The organism is Providencia sp. R33, from assembly GCF_019343475.1.
Lineage (GTDB): Bacteria > Pseudomonadota > Gammaproteobacteria > Enterobacterales > Enterobacteriaceae > Providencia.
Map to the genome: position 1 here is coordinate 462,195 of NZ_CP072453.1, position 24,266 is coordinate 486,460.

A 24,266-nucleotide genomic window follows, 5' to 3' on the forward strand; every position below is an offset into this window, starting at 1 on the left:
GAATGGTAATCGGCGGTTGTTCATCGCCGAGGAACACTCTTGGGGTTTATGCCTATAGGGTCTACATCGTCAGGTAGGGTCGTTATTGGAAATTTAGCAAGGATTGCGTTTCATTTTATATTCTACGTGGTTAACATTTGAGTTAGCTTTATCTATTTATGCCCAGCTTTTGCTGGGCTTTTTTATGGTTTTAATAATTTAAAAATAAAATAATTGAAATGTATGTTTCGATATATCACTTTGTTGAGCCAATGAAAGTGATGATGAATGAAAAAAGAGATATGGAGTGCAGACTTTATTGTCAAATACTGATAGGTTGCATTATTATTTTGTGATCTAAATAACACTAAAAAACCACTTTAATGTAACATTTGTTACCTAGAGCCCAAAAACATAATTTCCAAAAAATTATAAATTGAAATGAACGTTTTGTTTGGTATATTTCATATTATCCAAATAGTGGATTTAAAGTATCAAGGAGCATTTGAATGTTCAATATAGCACTATTCGGCGCAGGACGTATCGGACAGGTTCATGCTGTTAATATTGCCGGCCATAAAGAAACCGCACTTTATTCTGTTATCGACCCTTATCAACCCAACGCGGTTGCCTTGGCTGAAAAATACCAAGCAAAAGTGCAAACGACAGAAGAAGCGATGCAAGACCCGAATGTTCACGGTGTTTTGATTGCTTCTGCGACAGATACCCACGCTGATTTAATCGAACTTGCTGCTAAACATAAAAAAGTGATTTTCTGTGAAAAGCCAGTTCACCTTGACCTAGAACGTGTTAAACAGTGTATCAAAAGCGTTAAAGAACATAATGTACCATTATTTATCGGTTTTAACCGCCGTTACGACCCACAGTTTCGCCATCTGAAAAATTTATTCCAACAAGGCGCAATTGGTAAAGCGGAATCCTTAATTATTACTTCTCGTGACCCGTCACCTCCACCAGCAGAATATGTCAAAGTATCGGGCGGTATGTTCAGAGACATGACTATCCATGACTTTGATATGGCACGCTTTATGATAGGCGAAGAGCCATGCTCAGTCTTCGCACAAGGCAGTAATGTGGTTGACCCTGCCATTGGCCAAGCTGGCGATATCGATACCGCGTTTATTATTTTGAAATTCCCATCGGGTGCGATGGCTACCATTTCCAATAGCCGCCGTTCTGGCTACGGTTATGACCAGCGCATTGAATTACATGGTGAAAAAGGCTTGTTAACCGCTGGAAACATTAAAGAAAACAGCGTTTCATTGTTAAGTGAAGCAGGGGCATTATCTGCAAAACCAGAGTATTTCTTCTTGCAACGTTACCATGAAGCTTATAAGGCAGAATGGGAACATTTTGTGGATATTCTCGCGGGTCGTGCACAATCAGAAACGACAGGAACAGATGGTGAGTTAGCGCTGTATTTAGCGGATAAAGCACTTGAGTCATTGAAATCAGGTAAAGAAGTTAAGTTGTAGTTTGTTTCTTTGAACGTGTTTTAAATTCGATTACAAATTTGCGGGCGAAAAATAATTTCGTCCGCAGACAAAACCTAAAAGTATTTAATGATATTCACACATCAATTAAATATAAAAAATAAGTTTTGTACTTAATAAAAAACTCTACAGACTTTTTATATTCCGATATAGATTGAGGGCCTTTTACAATCTTATTTTTGCTCTATTTAATTAACTTGTTGTATTTATTGGTTTTAGTTTTATTTTCCTCTCGTGGGTTAATTTAAAAGCATATTAAAAGTTAATTCAATAGTGATTCAATTCAGCGAGTCAAAAAATATTTTCATTATTTAATTCCTTACATAAGGCATTTGCTTAAATACTGAAAAGGCATTTTTTGACTGACATAATGATACAAATAATAAGGTAATAATATGTCATTAATAATGAATCTCAACGAACAACAGCGAAAAAGGTTGCACCAAATTACACTGGTTGCCACTTTTGGTGGATTACTTTTCGGGTATGACACTGGTGTTATCAACGGCGCATTTTCATCACTGAAAGAAAATATGGGGCTCACGCCAACCACTGAAGGTTTAGTGATGAGCGTTCTGTTAGTGGGCGCGGCCCTTGGTAGTGTTTGTGGTGGGCGTGTCGCTGACTATGTAGGTCGACGAACGTACTTACTTTATCTCTCCTTTTTATTCTTATTTGGGGCATTTTTATCAGCGGCAGCGCCGAATATCGAAGTCTTATTAGTGGCAAGGTTTATCCTTGGTTTCGCTGTTGGCGGGGCTTCTGTTACAGCACCGACTTTTATCTCTGAAGTTGCTCCGACAGAGATGCGAGGGAAACTCACTGGGTTAAATGAGGTTGCCATTGTTATTGGTCAATTAGCGGCGTTTGCAATTAATGCCATCATCGGCTCTATTTGGGGACATTTACCTGACGTTTGGCGCTATATGTTGCTCGTTCAAGCTGTTCCTGCGCTGTGTTTATTATTTGGTATGTGGAAAGCTCCCGAAAGCCCGCGTTGGTTAATGAGTAAAAACCGCCGAGAAGAAGCACTGAAGATTTTAAAGCAAATTCGCCCTGAAAAACGTGCAATACAAGAGTACGAAGACATCGTTACATTATTAGATGTTGAAGCGGCAGAAGCGAAGAAAAACCCAGATGCTAACAAGCGAAATTTAGCGCTCATTCTCAATACACCGTGGATTTTAAAGTTAGTTCTTATTGGTATGGTGTGGGCTGCATTGCAGCAAACCACGGGTGTGAACGTGATCATGTACTACGGAACCGAAATCCTAAAAACAGCCGGTTTCTCTGAGCAAACATCGTTAGTTTTCAACGTACTTAACGGGGTATTCTCTGTCGGTGGTATGGTTATTGGGGTACTTTTCTTAGTTGACCGTTTTAAACGTAAGACCCTGATTGTGGGCGGTTTCGCTTTGATGGCCTCATTGCACTTATTAATTGCTGCAACGGATTACTTCTTAACTGGGGATGTGAAAGCCACATTAATTTGGTTATTAGGTGCAGTGTTTGTTGGGGTCATGCAAGGGACTATGGGCTTCCTGACCTGGGTTGTATTGGCAGAGCTATTCCCACTGAAAATTCGCGGGTTATCTATGGGGATCTCCGTTTTCTTTATGTGGATCATGAACGCGATTGTCAGCTATTTGTTCCCCGTATTGCAGGCAGAACTTGGATTAGGCCCAGTATTCTTGATTTTCGCGGTGATAAACTACCTCGCTATTGTGTTTGTGGTGAAATTATTGCCTGAAACATCAAACAAATCTCTTGAACAGCTGGAAGAAGAATTATCATCAATGTAATTACAGTGCATTCACCTTGTGAATGCACATAATAAATTTACAAGAGGGTGGAATATGATTGAACAACTGACCACACAAAGCCTGCATTTAGGTTGCCAAGCGAGAAACAAAGCCGAAGTATTGCAAATGGTTGGCGCTGAATTTAAACGAAAAGGCTATGTCGATAGGGATTGCGTCCACTTTTTAACAGAGCGAGAGCAGCAAATTTCGACCTTTTTAGGCAATGGCATTACCTTGCCACACTTACCAAAATCGGCGAATGACATTATTTTGCACAGTGGTGTGGAGATTTTTCAATTTCCTGATGGGGTAATTTGGGACCGAACAAATGTGATGTTCATCGCCATTGGCGTTATCGCAAAATCAAGGGAGCATATTGATGTGCTCAGAGAAATTGCGTTGATTTTTAGTGATGAATTTATTGCGAATGCGCTGTCACTCACCTCAAGTAAAGAGGAATTTCTGAGTATTCTTCATCGTTAATGTTTTAGTTCATAAATGAGCTCACCATGGTGGTACTGATTTGCATGGTGGGCTTAATATTCTGATTTTATAGCATAATTTTAGGTTTTTTTATACCGCATGCGGCGGCATAGCGAGCATTTCGATTGTTGCTTTTTCCGCATGCCTTTCGGTTCTCGATACGGCTGAAGGGGAAATGCTTAATCGTGCTGCAACTTGAGAACTCGTTAGCCCCGCAGAGCAGCGCCATGCAAGTAATTGTTCTCTGACTCGTTCAGCTCGTAATTCAGCTTCATAAATGGCGTTGACTTCTGGATCAGATAAAATATCGTTGAGAGCATCTTCCCAAGCAATTGATTTTTTACTCATCGTTTAGCATCTCCTCTAGTCGCTTTGCAGCTGAAGTTAAAATAGCTGACAGTAAAAGAGAAAATAATGATACTCAAGAATTAAATGAAGCTATAGGTTTAATTAAGCTATAAGTGTAATTAGATCTCATGCAATACCAAACACATCTCCTTTTATTTCATTTTTCATTTCATTTAGTGTCTTTTTATTTGACTTCCCCTCTCTATTTATTTGGTTAAATAGAGATTCTTAAATTTTAATTCTTTATAAATTAGCAAATTACAGAAAAATCTATGCCAGATCACATAATGAAATTAATATTTCCAATTTTATTGAAAATGAAATAAATATTCCGTATAACAGTATTATCAAATCAAAAGTATTCCATAAAGCATTGGGACAGCCATTGCGCCATACAGAATGTGCGAGGGAGAGAACAAATGAAAGAAATCCGTATTGGTATGATTGGAACAGGCTACATTGGGCGCGCTCATGCGATTGCTTATGCACAAGCATCAACGGTTTTCCCACTAAAAGGAAAGCTAGTTCGTGAAATGATTGCGGAAGTGACACCTGAGCTTGCGCAAACCCGTGCACAGGAGATGGGGTTTAATCGTTCAACAGATGATTGGCGAAAACTTGTGGCGGATCCAAATATTGATGTGGTGGATATTTGTTCTCCTAACTTTTTACATAAAGAGATGGCGATGGAAGCGATTAAACATGGCAAACATGTTTATTGCGAAAAGCCACTAGCCCTCAATTCCCACGATGCAAAAGAGATGGTTGCCGCGGCTGAAAAGGCGGGAGTGAAAACGTTGGTTGGGTTTAACTATATGAAAAACCCAACAGCGCAACTGGCGAAAGAGATCATCGAAAATGGCGAAATTGGCGATGTGATCCATTTCTACGGCACCCATAACGAAGATTATATGGCGGATCCAACGGCGCCTATTCATTGGCACTGTTTTAAAGAAAAGGCAGGGTTGGGTGCGTTGGGGGATCTATCTGCTCACATCATCAATATGGCGCAATATTTAGTGGGCGATATTGAAACGGTGTGTGGCGATATGGAAATTGTCATCAAAGAACGTCCAGAGAAAGCGGGATCGTCAGTGATGGTTGCAGTAGAAAATGAAGACCAAGCTCATGCCATGGTGCGTTTTGCTGGCGGTGCCATGGGGGTTATCGAAACTTCCCGCATCGCATCTGGCCGCAAAATGGGGCTGACCTATGTGGTCACGGGCACCAAAGGCACCTTGTCATTTACCCAAGAGCGAATGGCTGAGTTGAAACTGTATCGCCACGACGAACCATCAAACCGCCAAGGGTTTAAAACAATTTTAGTTGGGCCTGAGCACCCAGATTATGCACCATTTTGCGGTGGAGCAGGTCACGGAATTGGGTTTAACGATCAAAAAACAGTCGAAGTACGCGATTTAATTGATGGTATCGCGACAGGTAAAGGCATGTGGCCAGACTTTGAAGAAGGCTGGAAAGTGTCGCGTATTTTAGATGCCATCGCGCGCTCTTATGAAGAGCAGCGTTGGGTCAAAGTAAAAGAAATCAATTAATTCTGTTGTAGTTAAGGGGTGATTAATGGATAAGCAGAAGAAGTTAGATGTTATCTGTATGGGCCGTATTGCCGTTGACCTATACGGACAACAGATAGGTTCTCGTTTAGAAGATATGAGCACGTTTGCCAAATATTTAGGTGGCTCATCAGGTAACGTTGCATTCGGTACAGCAATACAAGGTTTGAAATCATCAATGCTAGCCCGTGTAGGGGATGAACATATGGGGCGCTTTTTACGTGAAGAATTACAACGCGTAGGATGCGATACCAGCCATCTGATTACGGACAAAGACAGATTAACCGCATTAGTGATCTTAGGGATCAAAGACCAAGATACTTTTCCGCTGATTTTCTACCGTGATAATTGTGCCGACATGGCCATAACACCAGATGATTTCACGGAAGACTATATTGCCTCTTCCCGTTGCTTAGCGATCACAGGTACGCATTTATCGAACCCAAAAACCCGTGCTGCGGTGTTAAAAGCGCTGGAATATGCGAAACGCAATAATGTGAAAACCGCGATTGATATCGATTACCGACCGGTGTTATGGGGGTTAACCTCTTTGGGTGATGGCGAAACGCGCTTTATTGCCTCAGACAGTGTGACGCAGCAACTGCAAGAAGTATTATCGATGTTTGACCTGATTGTGGGAACTGAAGAGGAGTTTCACATTGCAGGGGGAACGACGGACACCATCCAAGCACTAAAAAATATCCGCAAATTAACGGATGCTGAATTAGTGTGTAAACGCGGCTCATTAGGCTGTTCAGTATTTAGTGGGACTATCCCAGAGACATTAGACGAAGGCATTACAGTGCACGGTGTTAGAGTCGACGTCCTTAACGTGTTAGGTGCAGGTGATGCGTTTATGTCTGGCCTATTGAGGGGCTATCTGAATGGTGATGGTTGGGAAAAAGCCTGTGCTTACGCCAATGCGTGTGGCGCTCTAGTGGTTTCACGCCACGGCTGTGCGCCAGCAATGCCAACGAAGGTTGAGTTGGATAACTACCTTGAGCGCGCCGCGGCTGTGCCACGTCCTGACCTCGACCCAGTATTAAACCACTTACACCGTGTGACGACACGCGGCACACAATGGAACGAACTTTGTGTGATGGCATTTGACCACCGCATTCAATTTGTGGATATGGCGCGTACTGCTGGAGCAGATATTTCCTGTATCCCGCATCTGAAAAAACTGATTTTCCGCGCCAGTCTTGAAGTGTCGCAAGAAGCGAATTTACAAGGCAAAGCGGGTTTACTGTGTGACAGTACTTTTGGGCAAGATGTGCTCAACGACGTAACAGGGCGTGGCTGGTGGATTGGCCGTCCAATCGAGTTACCTGCATCAAGACCATTGTGCTTAGAACATGGCAATATCGGTTCACAGCTGATTAGCTGGCCGAAAGAGCATATCGTGAAATGTTTGGTGTTCTTCCACCCAGAAGACAATCACCCGCTGCGCTTAGAGCAAGAAAAAACCGTGCAAGAGGTGTACAGCGCATGTTGCCAATCGGGCCATGAATTATTGCTTGAAGTGATTTTACCTGCGGATATGGAACGCACTGACGAGCTGTATTTACGTGCTATCAAACGCTTCTATAACTTAGGCATTAAACCCGATTGGTGGAAGCTGCCACCGTTGCAAGCCGAAAATTGGGATGCGGTGGATGTCTTAATTCAAGAGCGAGACCCGTATTGCCGCGGCGTAGTGTTATTAGGGCTAGATGCGCCGCAAGATGAGCTGCAAGCAGGCTTTAATGCCGCCGCAGGCAAATCAATCGTTAAAGGATTCGCAGTGGGTCGTACGTTATTCGGTAAACCTTCTTTAGAATGGATGAAAGGTGAGCTGAATGATGACGAGCTAGTGCAGAAAATTAAAACAAACTATTTAAACCTGATAGCCCTATGGCGTCAGCGTAAATAATATCCCTCTTACCTACACAGGAGCTTCATCATGGCAATCCAACTTGGTATTAACCCTTTGACATGGACCAATGATGATTTACCCACTCTGGGGGCGGAAACGTCACTAGAAACTTGTTTGACCGAAGGCCGTCAGGCAGGGTTTGCTGGCTTTGAATTGGGGAATAAATTCCCACGTAAAGCCGATGTTTTAGGGCCAATTTTAAAACAGCACGACTTACAATTAGTTTCTGGCTGGTATTCGGGTGAGTTATTAACTCGCAGCGTAGAAGAAGAAATTGAAGCTGTGCAAGGTCACTTAGCGTTATTGCGTGATCTCGGTGCCAAAGTGATGGTGTTTGCCGAGGTTACCCATTGTATTCATGGTGATCAAAACAAACCCGTGCATATGCGCCCACTGTTCCCTGCGGATAAATGGGAAGAATATGGTAAAAAACTGACGGAATTTGCGAAATATACGTTATCTCAAGGCGTTAAAATTGCTTACCATCACCATATGGGTACGGTGATCGAATCGGCTGAAGATGTCGATAACCTAATGAAATATACGGGTGATGAAGTCGGTTTATTGCTTGATACAGGTCACTTAACATTTGCAGGGGCAGACCCAGTAGAAGTCGCGAAACGTTGGGCAAAACGCATCAACCACGTGCACTGCAAAGACGTGCGTGCTGATGTGCTCAATGATGTGAAAAACCGCAAAACGAGTTTCTTAGATGCGGTACTGGCAGGGGTCTTTACCGTACCGGGTGATGGCTGTGTTAACTACCCAGAAGTTTTCAAAGTATTGAAAAATAGCCAATATGAAAATGGTTGGTTAGTGGTAGAAGCGGAGCAAGACCCGGCAATTGCGCATCCACTGACGTATGCGACTTTAGGCTATAACAATTTACACAAGTTAGCGAAAGACGCAGGCCTCATCTAAACCTTCGTCACATTTAAGTCTGTGATGTTGTGGGTCTCGTTTACCATCCCTAGATATTGATTTGTGCGTTTCTAGGGATTGGTACTTTTGATCACAAACGCATATTAGATAGCGCTAAAAAGTTAATAAAATAGGTTGTGAGCAACGGTCATAACCCGAAAAAAGCTAGAGGAAAGTTATGTCAAAATTACTGTCGAAATACCATGCTCCAGATGCACATAAGCGTACTCAGCATATCACGCCACAGATTGCCAACTGGGGATATGTACACTTTGATGTGTATGAACTGAAACAAGGTGAATCCATTTCTTTACCTGCATCTGAAAACGAAATGTGTTTGGTCTTAGTGGCAGGTAAGGCGACGATCAAAACGCCAGATCAAACGTTTGAAAATATTGGCGATCGCATGGATCCATTTGAGCGTAAAAAACCATATGCGGTGTATGTGACGGCGCAAGAATTTGCTGAAGTTAAAGCCGAAACGGCTCTGGAGCTCGCCGTTTGCAGTGCGAAAGGAAAAGGCACTTATCCAACCCGTTTAATTGGCCCTGATGATATTGGCGCAGAACAACGCGGTCATGGTTATAACAAACGTTATGTCCACAATATTTTGCCCGACGATAAAGCGGCAGACAGTTTATTAGTGGTGGAAGTATTTACGGATGAGGGATGCACCAGTTCATACCCAAGCCATAAACATGATACCGATAATGAACCGAATGAAACCTATTTAGAAGAAACCTATTATCACCGTTTGAACCCATCCCAAGGTTTCTGTATGCAGCGTGTTTACACTGACGACCGTGAATTAGACGAATGTATGGCGGTGTATAATAAAGATGTGGTTATGGTGCCAAAAGGGTATCACCCAATGGCAACTATGGCAGGCTACGATAACTACTATTTGAATGTGATGGCAGGGCCAACACGTAAGTGGTTATTTACATGGGAAAAAGACCATAATTGGGTCAATAGTGACGTGTATGCCGCCAAGCACAAAGCGCAGTAAGTTGTTACCTGTAGTCACCTGTAGTCGTGAATAAAGTTAAAAGCACCAAATCTGTTATCTATTTTGCCGGTAAATTATTTACCGGCTTTTTTATATGTAATTAATAAGCCGCTGTAAATTGTTGGCGAATAAATTGGGCATTATTCACTTCATCAAGGATAGCAACGGCAAAATCTTCCACAGAAATTTTCGCAGGCACATTGCCATTCATCAATAATTCAGTGCCACCTAAACGGAAGGTTTCTGTGCGTTCACCCGGTTCTAACATGGCAGCAGGGGACACATAAGTCCAGTCAAGGGTATCGATAGTTTGCAACTGGTTTTTAAACTCACGCATGGCTTGTGCGCCAGGTTTAATTTCGGCTGGAAAATCAGGGGAGTCGATTAAATCCAAATTAGGGGCGATTTTTAAACTACCCGCGCCACCGACCACAATAAAGCGTTTTACCGAGGCTTTTTGTACCGCTTGCAAAATAGCGTTATTCCCTTTGACTGTATCTTGGTACAAGTTCGGATTTTGCCAGCCACCGTTGAATGCACTAATCACCACATCTTGGCCTTTCAGACGAGACGTTAGCCAAGCCACATCGGTAATATCCCCAGATTCAGTTATCAAATGAGCATGTTGTGGCAGGGTGTTGCTATGGCGAGAAATTGCAGTCACTTGGTGATGGCGGCGCAGCGCTTCTGCAACTAATGCTTTTCCCACAAAACCGGTCGCACCAATGATCGATATTTTCATACGGAACCCCTAGTGTGTGACACACTGTTGTTTGATTGATTTTGTAAATATCATCTTATTAAAGTATAGGGCAGATTTATTCTCCGCGGAATGTACTTGGTGCGTTTTCTTGACATCATTCGCCAGTTTTTATGGGTGTAATACCTGTTTGCAAAGGGCAACGACTTGCTCTGTTCTTGCTTCGATTGTGGGTGTTAACCCCGCAGGGGAGAGCCCTAAGGAAATTTGCCTTAACGGTTCGGCGATGGCCATGGATAAGATTAAATCGCTGAGTACCACAAAATCTGCTTGTTTAATAAGCTGCTTTTCTTTATGGCGAACCAACCACTGCGTCAACAGTTGGCGGCTACGTTCTATGCCACTTTTTTGGTATTTATCGAGCAAAATGTGTTTTTGTTTGAAATCGGTTTGCAATAAACGAAAGAGCCCAACGGCTTCATAAGACAATACTTTTTGTGCAATTGCATTGATGTTTTGAGTGAGTAAGGCAAAAAAGTTATCAGTTGATTGTGCTTCTTGCTCAAACAGGGGAACAAAGCTGTCTGTCCAGCTCAAAATCACCATCTCAATTAACGTTTCGCGGTTATCAACAAAGCGGTAAATAGTCTTTTTCGCCACCCCTGCTCGTTTTGCCACTGTATCAATGGTGGTGGACAAGTAACCTTCCTCAAGGAGCGATTGTGCAGTGGCCTGAATAATTTTTTCTTTTAATTCAGCCTCAGGAACACTGGGTCTACCGCGTGTCGATTTGCTTGATTCATTTTTTTGCATAAATGGCGCTCTATTTTTTTGTACTTGACTTAGGCGTATTTTAGCTCAAATATAATTAGGAAACAAATAAAGTTTCCTAATTGAGGTGAAAAATGAAAACGAATACAGCTTGGGCCGTTGAAAATGTGAATGACTTACTGTTACCCGCACCATTACGGTTAGAGATGGGGATTGAAAGGGATGAAAATGGGTTACTCACCGTTGCAGTCCGAACGGACTTACATAGTTGTAAAGGCCGAATGTTAGAGTGGTGGTTTACTTTTTTTGAAACGACGCAGCACATCCGCTGGTGGCACCCCCATGACCATGTCGCCCACCATGGCTGGGATGACAAATGGAAAAAAGGGGAGAGCTATATTGGTGCATCAATTCATGCGGTTGAATCATTAGGCGAAATTCCGCCTGTTGCGGCTAAATTGAAATTTCGCGAAGCCAGTGACTTTTTTGATTCGAACGCACTGAAACAAGCGATTGAAAACCAATCAATCTCAGGAGCCGTCTGCGCTTCAATTGGCTTTGGGGACAATGTGTTGATGGATGCCCAGGGCTACCCTGTTGACGGCAGAATGATGCACATTACGCGAGACACTGAGTTTGGTTGCGTTTTGCGTAGCCGTTTTTTACTTGGTGCTTCATTGGCAGACCCTGTGAGTGAATTACCCGACAATATCGGCCTTGAATTAATGCGCCATTGCTATAACGAATTTACTTATTTATCGCGTTTCTTACCGTCATTATATTACGGGGAACACGGGAACGATGAGAAAGCCCCTCTACCTTGGTAAACGAAGCTGCCGTGGGAAATTAGCTTTTTTCCACGGTTTGCTCAGGTGTGTTTCCCTCGCGGAATAACTTCAAAATAATACTCGTCACAATGGCAATTACACCGCCTAATGCCGTTTCCAATACGCGGTCGAACAGTAATTCATAAGTTGGGTGCCGCCAATACACCACTTGTTCAAGCACGGAGAGTATTAAACTTGTCACAACAAAAGTCATAAACGTATATCCGTGGTGAAAACTCATTGGCATTAAAAATGCAAAAACCACCATCGCAATTAACCCGATATACGGCATGAGTGGGGTATTAAATAAAAAATAGAGTAATAAAACAGAAATCAGACTGCCTAAGACTCTCTGCAAGGTAATCTTAATAATGCTTTGTGATTTGGGATGTAAAACAAATACAAAGGTCAGCAGTGTCCAATAAAAGTGCCCAAGGTCGATAAAACGAGGGATCGCAAGCGCGAGCAGTAATCCCAGTGCATAGGTCATTGACCGAGGGATAATATTTTTACGCAAGGTAAATAAATTACGTTCCACTAAGGCGCTGGTGATCACACTGTGGCGTGTCATTTTATGGCTAAGAACATAATAGGTAATCAGTGTCACAGCACTGCCAATAATAAAGCCTAGCGCTAAGCTTTTGGATATATCTGGCAAAATCGTCCCAATTGTTGACATGATAATCATAAATTTCATGGTTAAATCCATGGCGGGGTCGGTGCCGTACAATTGGTAATAAATGAACGAGAAGATGGCAAGGTAAATATAAAAAGGAATACCAAGGCGTAGGGTATCACCGATGAAAATCGCCACTAAGATCATCAGTAAACAAAACGCGGTATAAGCATAATTTTTATACTCTTTCGCCGCATTGAATAAATTAAAGGAATATAAGGTTGAGAAGGCTGCCCACATGGCAGCTTGTGCGTCTAAAATCGCAAAAGCTGTTGCCGCACTGAAAAACATGCAACTGGTAAAGATAATCCCATCGTGAATAGCTGGAAACGTTCTCATAATACGACGCTCACAAATCGACATTTAACTTATTAATTATTAAAGTAATTAAATAATAAGCCTCATAGGATTACAAGGGGAAATACGCATTTTGTCAGATTGGAAATAAATGTTATTGCCCAAGCAAAGTCGAGGTAACTTCTGTTTTTATATAGCAAAAAAGGCATAATAGGCAAAGAGCAGTCGTAACAATCATAAAGGTAAAAAAATGCAAATAATCAATCCTCATGATTTTGTTTGGGTCGGCAGTAATGAAGACGTCGAGATAGAATCACTTCCCGAATGGGTTGGCGCACAGTGGAATAGCAAACTGCCACTGACGGTGTACCGTGACAAAGCAGAAGACGGTAGCGTGACGGTTGCAATACGGGGTATCAAGCCGCATCAACGTGTTACGACACAAATTAAAAAATCAGCAATCACCCACATCATGAATGTGGAATCATTGGTGGCTGATTCCGTTGAATTGCAGCGATCGATGTTTATTGCATTGCCGCCAGTACAGGTTTTATGGTTGATTTCACAAACTAAATGGCCGTGGAAATGGGGTGTAGCGGGGAGCTGCGCTTATACATTGGCAACGGATATTCAAAGCATGCTGTCCGATTGTGACCTCGATGTGGTGCTACGCTGCCCAACACGCCATAAAAAAGAAGATTTTGCCGAATTTGCCATCAAAGCCAATACGCCTTATTGTCCTATCGACATCCATGTGGAAACGCCGAAAGGCGGTTTTTCATTAGCTGAGTGGTTTAAAAATGACCAAGTTACATTGCATACACCACAAGGTGATGTGATGACAGCAGATCCGTGGGATGAAACGCTTTAAATTGCGGTTGTCGTAAAAATGCACGCCGCTCGTTTGTTTATTGAACATATTGTTTAATAATTAATTTTGATGTTCGTGCAGGTGATTTTTTACCGAACAATAATCGCTTGAAAATAGCGCAGAGGGAAAAGGCTCTGCGCTATTTTTTAATGTTTGATATGGGGCTCTTGAATGCCAGCTTGTCGCCATTCTTGCATCGCAGGCAAGCTTAGCATACGAGCTATCCATTGTTGCGCCGCGGCATTGACGGGGAGCTGGTAACTGTGGATACGAAATGCGACAGGGGCATAAAACGCATCTACCGCAGTAAATTTATTCCCTGCCAGCCAAGGGCCGCCAAATTTATCCAGCCCTTCTTGCCACAACTGTGAAATTCGATCGATGTCCGCCTGTAATTCGCGAGAGATATCGGTTAATGGCGCATTGCGAGACACATCCATTGGGCATTGTTGGCGTAATACAGTGAAACCTGAGTGCATTTCAGCGCTGGCGCTACGTGCCCAAGCCCTTGCTGTACGGTCTGTTGGCCACACTTGCGGGTAATCTTCCGACACATACTCACAAATCGCTAAAGAGTCCCAAACGGTCTGTTTTCCATCCACTAAACAAGGGACTAACCCCGTCGGAGAAAAACGGCTAAATTTATCATGGCTACTTTTACCACTTTCAAAAAAGCAGATATTTTCCTCAAAAGGGATTTGCAGCGTTTTTAATAAAACCCAAGGACGTAATGACCAAGAAGAGTAATTTTTGTTCGCAATCCAAAGTGTGTACATAGGTCAACCTGCTAATAAGAAAAGAGGAACACAGAGAATACCAATGTAAAAGGAATAGAGTGGGTCTACAAATGTTTTTTATCGTAAAAAAGAATATAACGAATAAGAATAAGATAGAATTAATAATACTATCAAAAAAGAAATTGCCACAGTGATTTACAAAACTGGAAAAAACTTTATTCAAATTTTATTATTTAATATAGACAAAAAGGAATAATAAACTATTTTTTATAATGGTGATCGTATTTGAATATCTTCAACAAAATATTTGTTTAACTTTGGGATAGGAATAAAATTAATTTCACCTTATGATTATTACGGCTTAGTTAATTAAATATCACCTTAATCTCTAACTGGTTTTTTATCATGCAATGGAAAAATAATACAACCCGTTATGGGCACATTTCGCTGCTCATTCACTGGTTAGTCGCGATTGTCGTATATGGAATGTTCGCCTTAGGTTTATGGATGGTGACTCTGGGCTATTATGATAGCTGGTACCACCAAGCACCAGAAATTCATAAAAGTATAGGAATATTATTATTTATTGTTATGGCATTTCGTGTGATTTGGCGATTTATTTCACCACCACCAAAGCCATTATCAAGCTACAGTAAATTAACGAAAGTCAGTTCTATTACTGTTCAAATTCTGATTTATATTATTTTATTCAGTATTTTGATTAGCGGTTATTTAATTTCGACCGCTGATGGACAACCAATCAGTGTATTTGGTTGGTTTGAGGTTCCCGCTTTATTTACTGGCGCTGCAACACAAGCAGATACCGCAGGTGAAATTCACTTGTACCTTGCTTGGGCGGTAGTTTTATTGTCAGTTTTACATGCGTTTGCCGCATTTAAACATCACATTTTTGATCGTGATATTACATTAAAAAGAATGTTGGGTTTTAACCCCGATAAGTAACGTGGAGATAATTATGTTGAAGAAAACGGTTCTTGGTCTGGCTTCTGGTGCACTATTTTTAACGGCAGGTTCTGCACTTGCTGAAACTTACCAATTTGATAAGCAAGGCCAACACGCTTTCATCGAATTCCGTATTCAGCACTTAGGTTATAGCTGGGTATACGGTAGCTTTAAAGATTTTGATGGTAACTTTACTTATGATGCAAAAGACCCAGCAAAAGACAAAGTTGAAGTGACGATTAAAACAGGCAGCATCGATACTAACCATGCAGAGCGTGATAAGCACTTACGTAGCGCAGACTTTTTAAATGCCTCTAAATTCCCAGAAGCGAAATTTGTTTCAACGGAAGTGAAAAAAGACGGTGAAACCTACAAAATTACCGGTGACTTCACCTTAAATGGTGTAACGAAACCAATCACATTAGATGCAAAACTTATGGGTGAAGGTAAAGATCCATGGGGTGGGTACCGTGCAGGTTTCGAAGCTCAAGGTAACATCAAGCTGAAAGAGTTTAATATTAAGTCTGATTTGGGCCCTAAATCCCAAGAAGCTCAACTGTTAATTTCAGTTGAAGGCGTTCAGGCTAAATAGTTTTTGTCAAAACCAATCCAACCTGCAGTCAAACCTAATCGGTTTGTCAGCAGTCTGACACCCTCGGGGAGATAAACCTCGAGGGTGTTTTTTATTATAAAATAATGATTTGATTTTTTGTGGCAAATTCCCTCACCATTCCCTCGCAATTTCCCTTATTCCTATAGCTAGCCCGCATTGATACAGGCTAAAATAGTCAATATCACTTTTTTCAGGTTAATTCAGAATGTTATCGTAATACACACTATAATTATCTGAGTGACTTAATGTCATCGGGTAATGAAAGTGATGAAAAGGTAACGTCATAACGTGAAAGCAAGCATAGTTATTCGTTTTATTAAGAAAAGGCAGGGCGACTTTGAATACAAATAGTTCACGTAAAACCGCATTGATTGTTAGCATTATCTTTATTGCATTTGCAGTCGGTTTTTACTGGTTAAGTAAAGATAATAATGTGTTATCTACGGACAATAATACCGCTATTCACTCTGAAGCATTGGTGCAAGCTGAAAAAGAGCTGCCGATTATTGCGACAGTGAAAAAAATCAGCCCTGAAACCTACCAAAGCTTTGAACACTTGATCACGCAATACGACCCTGAAAATGAAGATATTCGTCGTCAATTATTCGACCAAGTGGTTGGCAGCGTGATGAAACTGGTTGTAGAACGAATGGAATATGCATCGGATGATGCGGTGATTAATTTTACCAGTAAGGTCAATGATTACCTTAAAGTTTTGCTGGAAGAAGACCCAACAGGGCAAACCTGTTTTTATTCATTATTTCCACATTTGAGAGAAACAGCTGAAATCATTCCACCGAAAAAAAGCCAAGCCGTGTTATTAAAGCAAATTCAAGCAACGAATGAATTATTGATTTCCAGTGAAGCTGGTAAAACACAGGCGCTGATGTCACCCACTGAATATACGGAAACACTCGCTCAATTAGCAACGGGCCTTAGTGCTAAATATGGTGCAGATGCTGCAATTCTTGGGAATTTAAACGCGGGGAAAAAATCCCCTGCATTGGCTTGCCAAATCTCTATTAGTTTTTATGATGAAATTCTCGCTATTCCTGATAATGGAAAAAAAGCCGCATTGTTACGCTCTTTATTTTCATCAGTAAATAATTAGTTTTATGTGAAGTAATAGCATCTCATCATGGGGTGCTATTACTTATTGTTAATTATTACATTTATTTTATTCACATCTCCTGCCATTTTTTATACTTTATCTGTGCAAAACTCATCATCTGCACTTATGTAGTATGCTTACTATATCAATCTGTTAGTTTTATCTCTTTTGGAGGTGGTATGAAGTTCGTTCAAAAAAGTATTGTGACGCTCATTACCTTAGCGGCAATTTCGTTGCCAGCCGTGGTTAGCCAAGCTTGTACCCGTGTTGTGTATTTAGGGGAAAATGAGCAAATCATGACAGGACGAACCATGGACTGGAAATATGATATCGGCACTAACCTTTGGATTTTCCCACGCGGTATGGCGCGGGATGGTGTTGCAGGGCCGAATTCAGTGAAATGGAACTCGAAATATGGCAGCGTGATTGCGTCAGGGTACGATATTTCGACCACTGATGGGGTTAACGAAGAAGGGTTGGTTGCCAATTTACTTTGGCTAGCAGAGTCAAAATATCCGCAAGTGAATGATAAACAACCTGCATTATCAATTTCACTATGGGCGCAATATGTTTTAGATAACTATGCGACTGTCGCTGAAGCCGTTGAAGACCTTGAAAAAAATCCATTGCTGGTGGTCACTGATAATGTACCGGGTCAAGACCGTTTGGCTACCTTACATTTATCCATTTCAGATGCCAGCGGTGACAGTGCAATCATCGAATATATCGATGGCAAGCAGGTCATCCATCATAGCCGTAAATACCAAGTAATGACCAACTCGCCAACCTATGAAAAACAATTGGCAATGCAGGAATATTGGCAAGGTATTGGCGGCACCGTTATGTTGCCTGGTACGAACCGTTCAGCTGATAGGTTTGCTCGTGCGCAGTTTTATATTAATGCCATTCCACAAAATACCACGGCAAATAAAGCAGTTGCGAGTGTGTTTGGTGTGATCCGTAATGCCTCTGTGCCTTATGGTTTAAGCTCTGAATCTTCCCCTGAGATCTCCTCAACTCGCTGGCGCACATTGGTGGACCATAAGCGTCAATTATACTTTTTCGAGTCTGCACTCACGCCAAATATCTTTTGGACGGATTTAGCGAAAATTGATTTTTCGGCTGAGACTGGAAAAGTGAAAAAGTTAGATCTGGGTGAAGAACAAAGTCATATCTATTCAGGGGATGCCACCAATAACTATGTGGTGACAAAACCATTTGAATTCTTAGGGCTTAGTGCAAAACAATTAGGCTATTAGTTTGTATCTAATTTTGAGGTATCAACCTGCGGCAATTGTGGTAGGTTGATATGTATCAATGCCTCAGCAATTTATTGATGAATACTTTGCAGATAATAAACGAACAGTATAAGATGTATTTAAAATGCAACTTATTGGTGATGATATGAACGAGCTAGTGTGTTACAAGACCATGCCTGTCTGGGATAAAGCGTCTCTTCCGGTAATGTTTCAAGAACGCCATAACACAAAAGAAGATTCTTATGCGCAATTAAAGGTGCTGCAAGGCTCTTTGGATTTCATTATTTTTAATGATGATGGTAGCGAGCAACATTTTACGTTTGATATAAACAACCAGCCGCCAATAATTGAACCGCAAGTTTGGCATCGAATTTCTGATTGTAGTGATGATCTGCAATGCCAGCTGTCATTTATGTGCAAACCTGAGCTTAAATTTTTTAAAGAATATGGTTTGACTACCCCCCATTCTGAAGTGCGTTACCTGTGTGAAAATAACCTGTCTAAGCCATGTAAAACGCTGGATCTTGGTTCAGGGCGTGGCCGTAATAGCTTCTACCTTGCATTACAAGGGTATGATGTCACTTCAGTTGATATCAATCCACAACATATTCAGGCGATTGATTTTGTAAAAAAACAAGCCGGTATCGAGAATATCAATACCGCGGTTTATGACATCAATAGTCATCAAATTCAAGGTGATTACGATTTAATCATTTCTACCGTGGTATTAATGTTCTTACAGCGGGAAAAAATTACCGATGTGGTAAAAAATATGCAGGAACATACATTATCTGGTGGGATAAACGTGATTGTCTGCGCGGTAGAAACGCCAGATGCACCAATGGATTTAGTGCCATTCAATTGTTTCTTGCGCCCTGGTGAGTTAGAAGGGTATTACCAAGATTGGGAAATCTTAAAATACAACGAAAACCCAGGCCATTTGCACCGCACTGATGCGCAAGGTAACCGCATCAAATTGAATTTTGCGACATTAATTGCTAAAAAGAAATAAACTTGGAAGATCAATTTATTGATTTTCGGTTACTAACACAAAGCAGGAAAAATCACGTTTTTATCCTGCTTTGTCAACAACCTCAAGGGGCTAATCAAAGCCCCTTTTTTATGCAAAAAATTAAGCTTCAGCAGCTTTTTCTTTATCGCTACGCGCTAAGGTTCTTTCTAACAAAACTGCATATAACGGTCGACCGCCTAAGAATTGCGCCATCATGGTGGCACCAATACAGGTAATAATCATCGGTAAGATTAACTGGTAATTATTGGTCATTTCCAATACTAAGACGATCCCCGTGAGAGGTGCTCTGACGGTAGCCGCAAATAACGCGCCCATTCCTGCGATAGCAAATGTCCCTACCTCAATTTGGTATTCAGGGAAGATGGCTAATGCACCGTAACCAAAAATCCCTCCAAATAAAGTACCTAGAGCCAATAAGGGAGAAAAGATCCCGCCGGGTGCCCCTGAGCTAAAGCTAATGGTTGAAGTTAGAAAACGCAGCGCAAAAAACAGTAATAAGAGAGTGACAGTGAAACTACCTGCGACCATTTGGTGGATTACGGCATAACCACCGCCCACAATTTCAGGCATGTAAACGCCAATTGCACCACAAAGGCCGCCAATTAACCCGCCCATAAGGACAAAACGTGAAAGTTTGTTTTGGTAAAAACGTTGAAACTGGCTTTGTAAGAATAACAAAAAATGGTTAAAGCAAATCCCGATAACGCCAAACAGCATACCTAAAATAAGGTACAGCCATAGGGTATTCATCGGTGCAGCGGAAAATTGCCCAATGTTGAGCACCGCAGCTTCACCATTGATTAAACGGTAGACTATTGTCGCGGTAACCACGCCAATAAATACTGCTTTAATGGAGATTAAACTGTATTTAAATTGTGGGCGCATTTCTTCAATAATAAATAATATCCCCGCAAGTGGTGCATTAAATGCGGTCGCTAAACCTGCCGCTGCCCCCGATGCTAATAATGTATGGCGGGATTCATTATCCTTTAAACGAAAAATGTCATAGAACATTTGGCTGATATTTGCACCCAATTGTACTGTTGGGCCTTCGCGACCTAAAACCATTCCTGAGCCCAATGTACCAAGTCCACCAATAAATTTTACAGGGAGCACTCGCCACCATCGGACGGGGCGTAAATCTTGTAAAGCACCTTCAATTTCAGGGATACCTGATCCCCCAGATTCTGGGGAAAAGCGTTTTACAAGGTAATAGCCAATCATCGCTAAAATGGCAGACACAAAAAACATGGCAACAACCACTAACCACTTATTGTCGACGAGTTCACCTACCGATTGAACGCGTGAATTGCTGATCCACGTCGTCCCCATTTCAAATAAAGAGCCGATTAACCCCACAAATGCGCCAATAATGGCAGATAGTAAGAGGATCTTTAATGGCGTTTTATCCGAGCTTTTTATTCGTGAGAATAACCCCTTAGCTGAAGAGGGAGTAGATTTTTGGGATGAATTTGCCTGTACCATCTTTATTGGACTCTCTAATTACGACCAAATAACAATCACTTGCATTCAGTATATCAAGGGTTGCCATAAAACCATCATGGGAAATGATTTTTTTTCATAGATGTCAGCGTAAGGGGGGCGAAATACTACAGGAAAACGGCGAATTTGTTTATTTAGCATACTTTTATTGATGTGAATAGTTCTCATTAACATTGAATATTAATGTAGATCAATAAATGGTTAGATAACCTGAAAATGCCTCTTTTTTATTCTAATAAAGAGCGTAATCTTAATGTTGTATTTAAAATGCAACTTTAAGAGGCGAACAACATGTACTGTGTGCAATGTGAACAAACAATTAGAACTCCAGCTGGAAATGGCTGTGCATACGCGCAGGGTATGTGCGGTAAAACAGCTGAAACGTCTGACCTACAAGATTTATTAGTTGCTGTATTGCAAAGTTTATCGGCGAGTGCGGCTACGGCACGCACTTTAGGTGTTATCGATCATGACATTGATAGCTTTGCTCCCCGCGCATTTTTCTCCACGCTAACTAACGTGAACTTCGATTCAGATCGTATTATCGGTTATGCGCGTGAAGCGATTTATTTACGTGATAAACTCATCAAACACTGCCAATCAGTGAATAGCGCAGTCGCATTCAATCACCCACTGATTAATTTGCAATTAGAGGGGACAGATATCCCAGCATTGCAAGCACAAGCCGCAAAATTTGCATTAGATATCGATAAAGCCCAAGTGGGTGAAGATATCCACGGCCTGCGTATGCTTTGCCTATATGGTTTAAAAGGTGCGGCAGCTTATATGGAGCACGCACATGTATTAGGCCAATATGATAATGATGTTTATGGCCAATATCATGAAATTATGGCTTGGCTTGGTACATTACCCGCAGATATGAATGAACTGCTCGATAATTCCATGGCAATTGGTTTGATGAACTTCAAAATCATGGAAATTTTAGATGCAGGAGAAACAGGGGAATTTGGCCACCCAACGCCAACGGAAGTTAACGTTCGCCCTGTCGCAGGAAAATGTATCTTAATTTCAGGTCACGACCTGAAAGATTTAAAAATGCTGTTAGAACAAACTGAAGGAACAGGGATTAACATTTATACCCACGGTGAAATGTTACCTGCTCACGGTTACCCAGAACTGAAAAAATACGCACATTTAGTCGGTAACTACGGTAGCGGCTGGCAAAATCAGCAAGTGGAATTTGCTAAATTCCCAGGCCCTGTGTTGATGACGTCAAACTGTATTATTGACCCAGATGTTGGTGATTATAAAGACCGTATTTGGACACGCAGCATTGTTGGTTGGCCGGGTGCAAAACACCTTGAGGGTGATGATTTCGCTGAAATGATCGCACAAGCGCAATCATTAGCGGGCTTCCCATATACCGAAATCGAACACAAAATCACTGTTGGTTTTGGACGTCAAACACTGTTAAGTGCAGCAGATGCAGTAATCGATTTAGTCTCACAGAAAAAATTACGCCATGTATTCCTTGTTGGAGGGTGTGACGGTAGCCGTGACGAAAGAAGTTATTACACCGATTTTGCACGTGCAGTACCAGAAGATTGCCTGATTTTAACGCTGGCTTGCGGTAAATACCGCTTCAATAAATTAGATTTTGGTACGCTGGAAGGCTTACCACGCTTACTTGATGTGGGTCAGTGCAACGATGCTTACTCAGCGATTATGCTTGCTGTGAATTTATCTGAAAAACTGGGTTGCGGTATCAATGATTTACCACTGAGCTTAATTTTGTCGTGGTTTGAGCAAAAAGCCATCGTGATTTTACTCACACTTCTGGCGCTCGGGGTGAAAAATATTTACACCGGCCCAAGTGCACCGGGTTTCTTAACTGAAAACTTACTCAATGTGTTAAATGAGAAGTTTGGAATGCGCAGCATTACGACGGTTGAGCAAGATTTGGCTGAAATCTTACCTGCATAATTAGCCAGACAATATAACAAGCCTTAAATACTGATATGAGAAGAGGGGGCGTAAGCCCCTTTAAAGGAGTCGTGCGATGACAATGCCAAGCAGTTTATGTCCAAACAGAATGCAAATTCATTCGATTGTCCAAGAAACATCGGATGTTTGGACGATCAACTTAATTAATCACGATTTTTATATGTATTCACCAGGGCAATATGCATTGGTTAGTATCAAAAATAGTGATGATGTCATGCGGGCTTACACACTCTCATCATCGCCGGGTCAAAGCCGTTATATTTCAATTACCGTTAGGCGTTTAGAGGATGGTGCGGGTTCTAACTGGTTAACTCGTGCAGTAAAACCGGGGGATTATCTCTGGTTGTCTGAAGCGCAAGGGGAATTTACTTGTGCGAATGTCAAAAGCCAGCAGTATTTGATGCTTGCTGCAGGTTGTGGCGTGACGCCAATTATGTCAATGACACGCTGGTTGATGGCTAATCGCCCTGAAACGCATGTGAAAGTATTATTCAATGTGCGAGATGACAAGCAAGTGATTTTTGCGCAGGAGTGGCAACAACTTACCCGCGCTTATCCAGACCGTTTACAGTTGTGCATTATGGCTGAAACGCCAGATAATGGTGAGTTAGCTCAAGGCCGTTTAAATGAAGAAAAATTACATGCATTAGTTCCCGATATTGCCTCTCGGGTGGTGATGACTTGTGGGCCAGTTCCTTACATGAAAAATGCCCAGCAATTTGCGGCTAATTTGGGCGTGCCTGCTGAACATTTCTTTATGGAGCGTTTTTCAACTGAGCCAGAAGTAGTTGATAGCGAAGATATTCTGACGTTGAAAATCCGCCAACGTTTAACCGATTTTAAAGTACCAGTAGGAATTTCGTTATTATCCGCATTAGAACAAAATAAACAGCCTGTTATTGCTGCGTGCCGTGCAGGTGTTTGTGGGAGTTGCAAAACAAAAGTATTATCAGGTAATTATACAACAACAAGCACAATGACATTGACTGCTGCTGAAGTTGCCGAAGGGTACGTTTTAGCATGTAGCTGTCAATTACAAGGTGACACTGAAATCGCGTAAATTTATTTAAATATAATATACTGTCTCATGAGTTATTTAATGGGACAGTGTTTCATATGAAAATGAGTCAAAATTTACAATACATAAAATAAGAGTAATTTTTAATGTTCTAATTGCGGATTTTGCAAAAAATATATTGATAACTTACTTAATGTATTGATCGCTGAAACAGCAACTTCTTTATTAGGATCTTGGCATAAGTCTATGATCCTTATAATAGCATCATTATATTCAATCGTTGCCTTAAAATCACCTAAAGCGGAAATAGCCGCGATTTTTATTTCATCATTTACGCGAAATGTTAAGCTCGTTAACATACCTACAATTACTTTATCCAT

Annotated in this window: 23 protein-coding genes; 16 read left to right on the forward strand and 7 right to left on the reverse strand. The window is 41.4% G+C overall.

Annotated elements, in window-relative coordinates:
- The first annotated feature begins 488 nt into the window (after window positions 1–488).
- The 3 genes from iolG to J6836_RS02140 all read left to right on the forward strand — a co-directional run bounded on the left by iolG (window position 489) and on the right by J6836_RS02140 (window position 3,778).
- Window positions 489–1,475, forward strand: a complete 987-nt coding sequence (gene iolG / locus J6836_RS02130; RefSeq protein ID WP_206082752.1) for an inositol 2-dehydrogenase — start codon at window positions 489–491, stop codon at window positions 1,473–1,475.
- Between the two features lie 413 nt (window positions 1,476–1,888).
- On the forward strand, window positions 1,889–3,295 hold the full coding sequence (locus J6836_RS02135) for a sugar porter family MFS transporter (RefSeq protein ID WP_219246419.1): 1,407 nt from the start codon (window positions 1,889–1,891) through the stop codon (window positions 3,293–3,295).
- 54 nt (window positions 3,296–3,349) lie between these two features.
- A complete protein-coding gene (locus tag J6836_RS02140; protein WP_206082750.1) occupies window positions 3,350–3,778 on the forward strand; it encodes a PTS sugar transporter subunit IIA in 429 nt (142 codons plus the stop codon).
- Window positions 3,779–3,868: 90 nt separating this feature from the next.
- On the opposite strand, the gene J6836_RS02145 is transcribed toward J6836_RS02140, so the two are convergent.
- On the reverse strand, window positions 3,869–4,126 hold the full coding sequence (locus J6836_RS02145; protein ID WP_255586305.1) for a helix-turn-helix domain-containing protein: 258 nt from the start codon (window positions 4,124–4,126) through the stop codon (window positions 3,869–3,871).
- Between the two features lie 419 nt (window positions 4,127–4,545).
- On the opposite strand from J6836_RS02145, the gene J6836_RS02150 reads away from it, so the two are divergent.
- The 4 genes from J6836_RS02150 (at window position 4,546) to iolB (ending at window position 9,542) form a co-directional block, all read left to right on the forward strand.
- Window positions 4,546–5,679 (forward strand): Gfo/Idh/MocA family protein, encoded by a 1,134-nt coding sequence (locus J6836_RS02150; RefSeq protein ID WP_219246421.1) that lies wholly within the window; start codon window positions 4,546–4,548, stop codon window positions 5,677–5,679.
- 25 nt (window positions 5,680–5,704) lie between these two features.
- Entirely contained in the window at window positions 5,705–7,609 is a 1,905-nt protein-coding gene (locus J6836_RS02155; RefSeq protein ID WP_219246423.1) for a bifunctional 5-dehydro-2-deoxygluconokinase/5-dehydro-2-deoxyphosphogluconate aldolase, read from the forward strand.
- A 30-nt stretch (window positions 7,610–7,639) separates the two neighbouring features.
- On the forward strand, window positions 7,640–8,533 hold the full coding sequence (iolE, locus tag J6836_RS02160; RefSeq protein WP_219246425.1) for a myo-inosose-2 dehydratase: 894 nt from the start codon (window positions 7,640–7,642) through the stop codon (window positions 8,531–8,533).
- Window positions 8,534–8,711: 178 nt separating this feature from the next.
- Window positions 8,712–9,542, forward strand: a complete 831-nt coding sequence (gene iolB, locus J6836_RS02165) for a 5-deoxy-glucuronate isomerase (RefSeq protein WP_219246428.1) — start codon at window positions 8,712–8,714, stop codon at window positions 9,540–9,542.
- Between the two features lie 100 nt (window positions 9,543–9,642).
- On the opposite strand, the gene J6836_RS02170 is transcribed toward iolB, so the two are convergent.
- Window positions 9,643–10,284 carry an NAD(P)-dependent oxidoreductase gene (locus J6836_RS02170; protein ID WP_219246429.1) on the reverse strand — a complete coding sequence of 214 codons (642 nt, stop codon included), beginning with the start codon at window positions 10,282–10,284 and terminating at the stop codon, window positions 9,643–9,645.
- 129 nt (window positions 10,285–10,413) lie between these two features.
- Entirely contained in the window at window positions 10,414–11,055 is a 642-nt protein-coding gene (locus J6836_RS02175; RefSeq protein ID WP_219246431.1) for a TetR/AcrR family transcriptional regulator, read from the reverse strand.
- A gap of 92 nt (window positions 11,056–11,147) precedes the next feature.
- Here J6836_RS02175 and J6836_RS02180 point away from each other — a divergent pair, with 92 nt between their 5' ends.
- Complete coding sequence (locus J6836_RS02180) at window positions 11,148–11,840, forward strand: DAPG hydrolase family protein (protein ID WP_219246433.1); 693 nt, start codon at window positions 11,148–11,150, stop codon at window positions 11,838–11,840.
- A 19-nt stretch (window positions 11,841–11,859) separates the two neighbouring features.
- On the opposite strand, the gene J6836_RS02185 is transcribed toward J6836_RS02180, so the two are convergent.
- Window positions 11,860–12,855: an FUSC family protein gene (locus J6836_RS02185; RefSeq protein WP_219246435.1), complete on the reverse strand. Its 996-nt coding sequence runs from the start codon at window positions 12,853–12,855 to the stop codon at window positions 11,860–11,862.
- Window positions 12,856–13,063: 208 nt separating this feature from the next.
- Between J6836_RS02185 and J6836_RS02190 the strand changes: the two genes are divergently transcribed.
- Window positions 13,064–13,684, forward strand: coding sequence for a malonate decarboxylase holo-ACP synthase (locus tag J6836_RS02190; RefSeq protein WP_219246438.1), 621 nt, complete (start codon window positions 13,064–13,066; stop codon window positions 13,682–13,684).
- Window positions 13,685–13,830: 146 nt separating this feature from the next.
- Here the strand turns inward: J6836_RS02190 and J6836_RS02195 are convergent, their stop codons facing one another.
- Window positions 13,831–14,460, reverse strand: a complete 630-nt coding sequence (locus tag J6836_RS02195; protein WP_219246440.1) for a glutathione S-transferase family protein — start codon at window positions 14,458–14,460, stop codon at window positions 13,831–13,833.
- Window positions 14,461–14,826: 366 nt separating this feature from the next.
- On the opposite strand from J6836_RS02195, the gene J6836_RS02200 reads away from it, so the two are divergent.
- The 5 genes from J6836_RS02200 to tehB all read left to right on the forward strand — a co-directional run bounded on the left by J6836_RS02200 (window position 14,827) and on the right by tehB (window position 19,379).
- The gene (locus J6836_RS02200) at window positions 14,827–15,384 is read left to right on the forward strand and encodes a cytochrome b (RefSeq protein WP_219246442.1); all 558 of its coding nucleotides are present in this window, start codon (window positions 14,827–14,829) and stop codon (window positions 15,382–15,384) included.
- 13 nt (window positions 15,385–15,397) lie between these two features.
- Entirely contained in the window at window positions 15,398–15,976 is a 579-nt protein-coding gene (locus tag J6836_RS02205) for a YceI family protein (protein WP_219246444.1), read from the forward strand.
- Window positions 15,977–16,334: 358 nt separating this feature from the next.
- Window positions 16,335–17,108 (forward strand): topoisomerase IV, encoded by a 774-nt coding sequence (locus J6836_RS02210; protein ID WP_219246446.1) that lies wholly within the window; start codon window positions 16,335–16,337, stop codon window positions 17,106–17,108.
- A gap of 179 nt (window positions 17,109–17,287) precedes the next feature.
- The gene (locus J6836_RS02215; RefSeq protein WP_219246448.1) at window positions 17,288–18,367 is read left to right on the forward strand and encodes a linear amide C-N hydrolase; all 1,080 of its coding nucleotides are present in this window, start codon (window positions 17,288–17,290) and stop codon (window positions 18,365–18,367) included.
- A gap of 124 nt (window positions 18,368–18,491) precedes the next feature.
- Entirely contained in the window at window positions 18,492–19,379 is an 888-nt protein-coding gene (gene tehB / locus J6836_RS02220) for an SAM-dependent methyltransferase TehB (protein WP_219246450.1), read from the forward strand.
- Between the two features lie 120 nt (window positions 19,380–19,499).
- Here tehB and clcA read toward each other — a convergent pair whose 3' ends face one another.
- Window positions 19,500–20,885, reverse strand: a complete 1,386-nt coding sequence (clcA, locus tag J6836_RS02225) for a H(+)/Cl(-) exchange transporter ClcA (protein ID WP_219246452.1) — start codon at window positions 20,883–20,885, stop codon at window positions 19,500–19,502.
- 309 nt (window positions 20,886–21,194) lie between these two features.
- On the opposite strand from clcA, the gene hcp reads away from it, so the two are divergent.
- Complete coding sequence (gene hcp, locus J6836_RS02230) at window positions 21,195–22,847, forward strand: hydroxylamine reductase (RefSeq protein ID WP_219246454.1); 1,653 nt, start codon at window positions 21,195–21,197, stop codon at window positions 22,845–22,847.
- A gap of 76 nt (window positions 22,848–22,923) precedes the next feature.
- Window positions 22,924–23,928, forward strand: a complete 1,005-nt coding sequence (gene hcr / locus J6836_RS02235; RefSeq protein ID WP_219246455.1) for an NADH oxidoreductase — start codon at window positions 22,924–22,926, stop codon at window positions 23,926–23,928.
- 101 nt (window positions 23,929–24,029) lie between these two features.
- On the opposite strand, the gene J6836_RS02240 is transcribed toward hcr, so the two are convergent.
- Complete coding sequence (locus J6836_RS02240) at window positions 24,030–24,266, reverse strand: HEAT repeat domain-containing protein (RefSeq protein ID WP_219246457.1); 237 nt, start codon at window positions 24,264–24,266, stop codon at window positions 24,030–24,032.

Excerpts from the sequence above, each read along its gene's own strand:
- clcA (WP_219246452.1), bottom strand. The coding sequence starts at position 20,885 with ATGGTACAGGCAAATTCATCCCAAAAATCTACTCCCTCTTCAGCTAAG.
- iolG (WP_206082752.1), top strand. The coding sequence starts at position 489 with ATGTTCAATATAGCACTATTCGGCGCAGGACGTATCGGACAGGTTCAT.
- J6836_RS02185 (WP_219246435.1), bottom strand. The coding sequence starts at position 12,855 with ATGAGAACGTTTCCAGCTATTCACGATGGGATTATCTTTACCAGTTGC.
- J6836_RS02190 (WP_219246438.1), top strand. The coding sequence starts at position 13,064 with ATGCAAATAATCAATCCTCATGATTTTGTTTGGGTCGGCAGTAATGAA.
- J6836_RS02240 (WP_219246457.1), bottom strand. The coding sequence starts at position 24,266 with ATGGATAAAGTAATTGTAGGTATGTTAACGAGCTTAACATTTCGCGTA.
- hcp (WP_219246454.1), top strand. The coding sequence starts at position 21,195 with ATGTACTGTGTGCAATGTGAACAAACAATTAGAACTCCAGCTGGAAAT.
- tehB (WP_219246450.1), top strand. The coding sequence starts at position 18,492 with ATGCAACTTATTGGTGATGATATGAACGAGCTAGTGTGTTACAAGACC.
- J6836_RS02215 (WP_219246448.1), top strand. The coding sequence starts at position 17,288 with ATGAAGTTCGTTCAAAAAAGTATTGTGACGCTCATTACCTTAGCGGCA.
- iolB (WP_219246428.1), top strand. The coding sequence starts at position 8,712 with ATGTCAAAATTACTGTCGAAATACCATGCTCCAGATGCACATAAGCGT.
- J6836_RS02155 (WP_219246423.1), top strand. The coding sequence starts at position 5,705 with ATGGATAAGCAGAAGAAGTTAGATGTTATCTGTATGGGCCGTATTGCC.
- J6836_RS02135 (WP_219246419.1), top strand. The coding sequence starts at position 1,889 with ATGTCATTAATAATGAATCTCAACGAACAACAGCGAAAAAGGTTGCAC.
- J6836_RS02175 (WP_219246431.1), bottom strand. The coding sequence starts at position 11,055 with ATGCAAAAAAATGAATCAAGCAAATCGACACGCGGTAGACCCAGTGTT.
- J6836_RS02205 (WP_219246444.1), top strand. The coding sequence starts at position 15,398 with ATGTTGAAGAAAACGGTTCTTGGTCTGGCTTCTGGTGCACTATTTTTA.
- J6836_RS02140 (WP_206082750.1), top strand. The coding sequence starts at position 3,350 with ATGATTGAACAACTGACCACACAAAGCCTGCATTTAGGTTGCCAAGCG.
- J6836_RS02145 (WP_255586305.1), bottom strand. The coding sequence starts at position 4,126 with ATGAGTAAAAAATCAATTGCTTGGGAAGATGCTCTCAACGATATTTTA.
- J6836_RS02180 (WP_219246433.1), top strand. The coding sequence starts at position 11,148 with ATGAAAACGAATACAGCTTGGGCCGTTGAAAATGTGAATGACTTACTG.
- J6836_RS02200 (WP_219246442.1), top strand. The coding sequence starts at position 14,827 with ATGCAATGGAAAAATAATACAACCCGTTATGGGCACATTTCGCTGCTC.
- J6836_RS02170 (WP_219246429.1), bottom strand. The coding sequence starts at position 10,284 with ATGAAAATATCGATCATTGGTGCGACCGGTTTTGTGGGAAAAGCATTA.
- hcr (WP_219246455.1), top strand. The coding sequence starts at position 22,924 with ATGACAATGCCAAGCAGTTTATGTCCAAACAGAATGCAAATTCATTCG.
- iolE (WP_219246425.1), top strand. The coding sequence starts at position 7,640 with ATGGCAATCCAACTTGGTATTAACCCTTTGACATGGACCAATGATGAT.
- J6836_RS02195 (WP_219246440.1), bottom strand. The coding sequence starts at position 14,460 with ATGTACACACTTTGGATTGCGAACAAAAATTACTCTTCTTGGTCATTA.
- J6836_RS02150 (WP_219246421.1), top strand. The coding sequence starts at position 4,546 with ATGAAAGAAATCCGTATTGGTATGATTGGAACAGGCTACATTGGGCGC.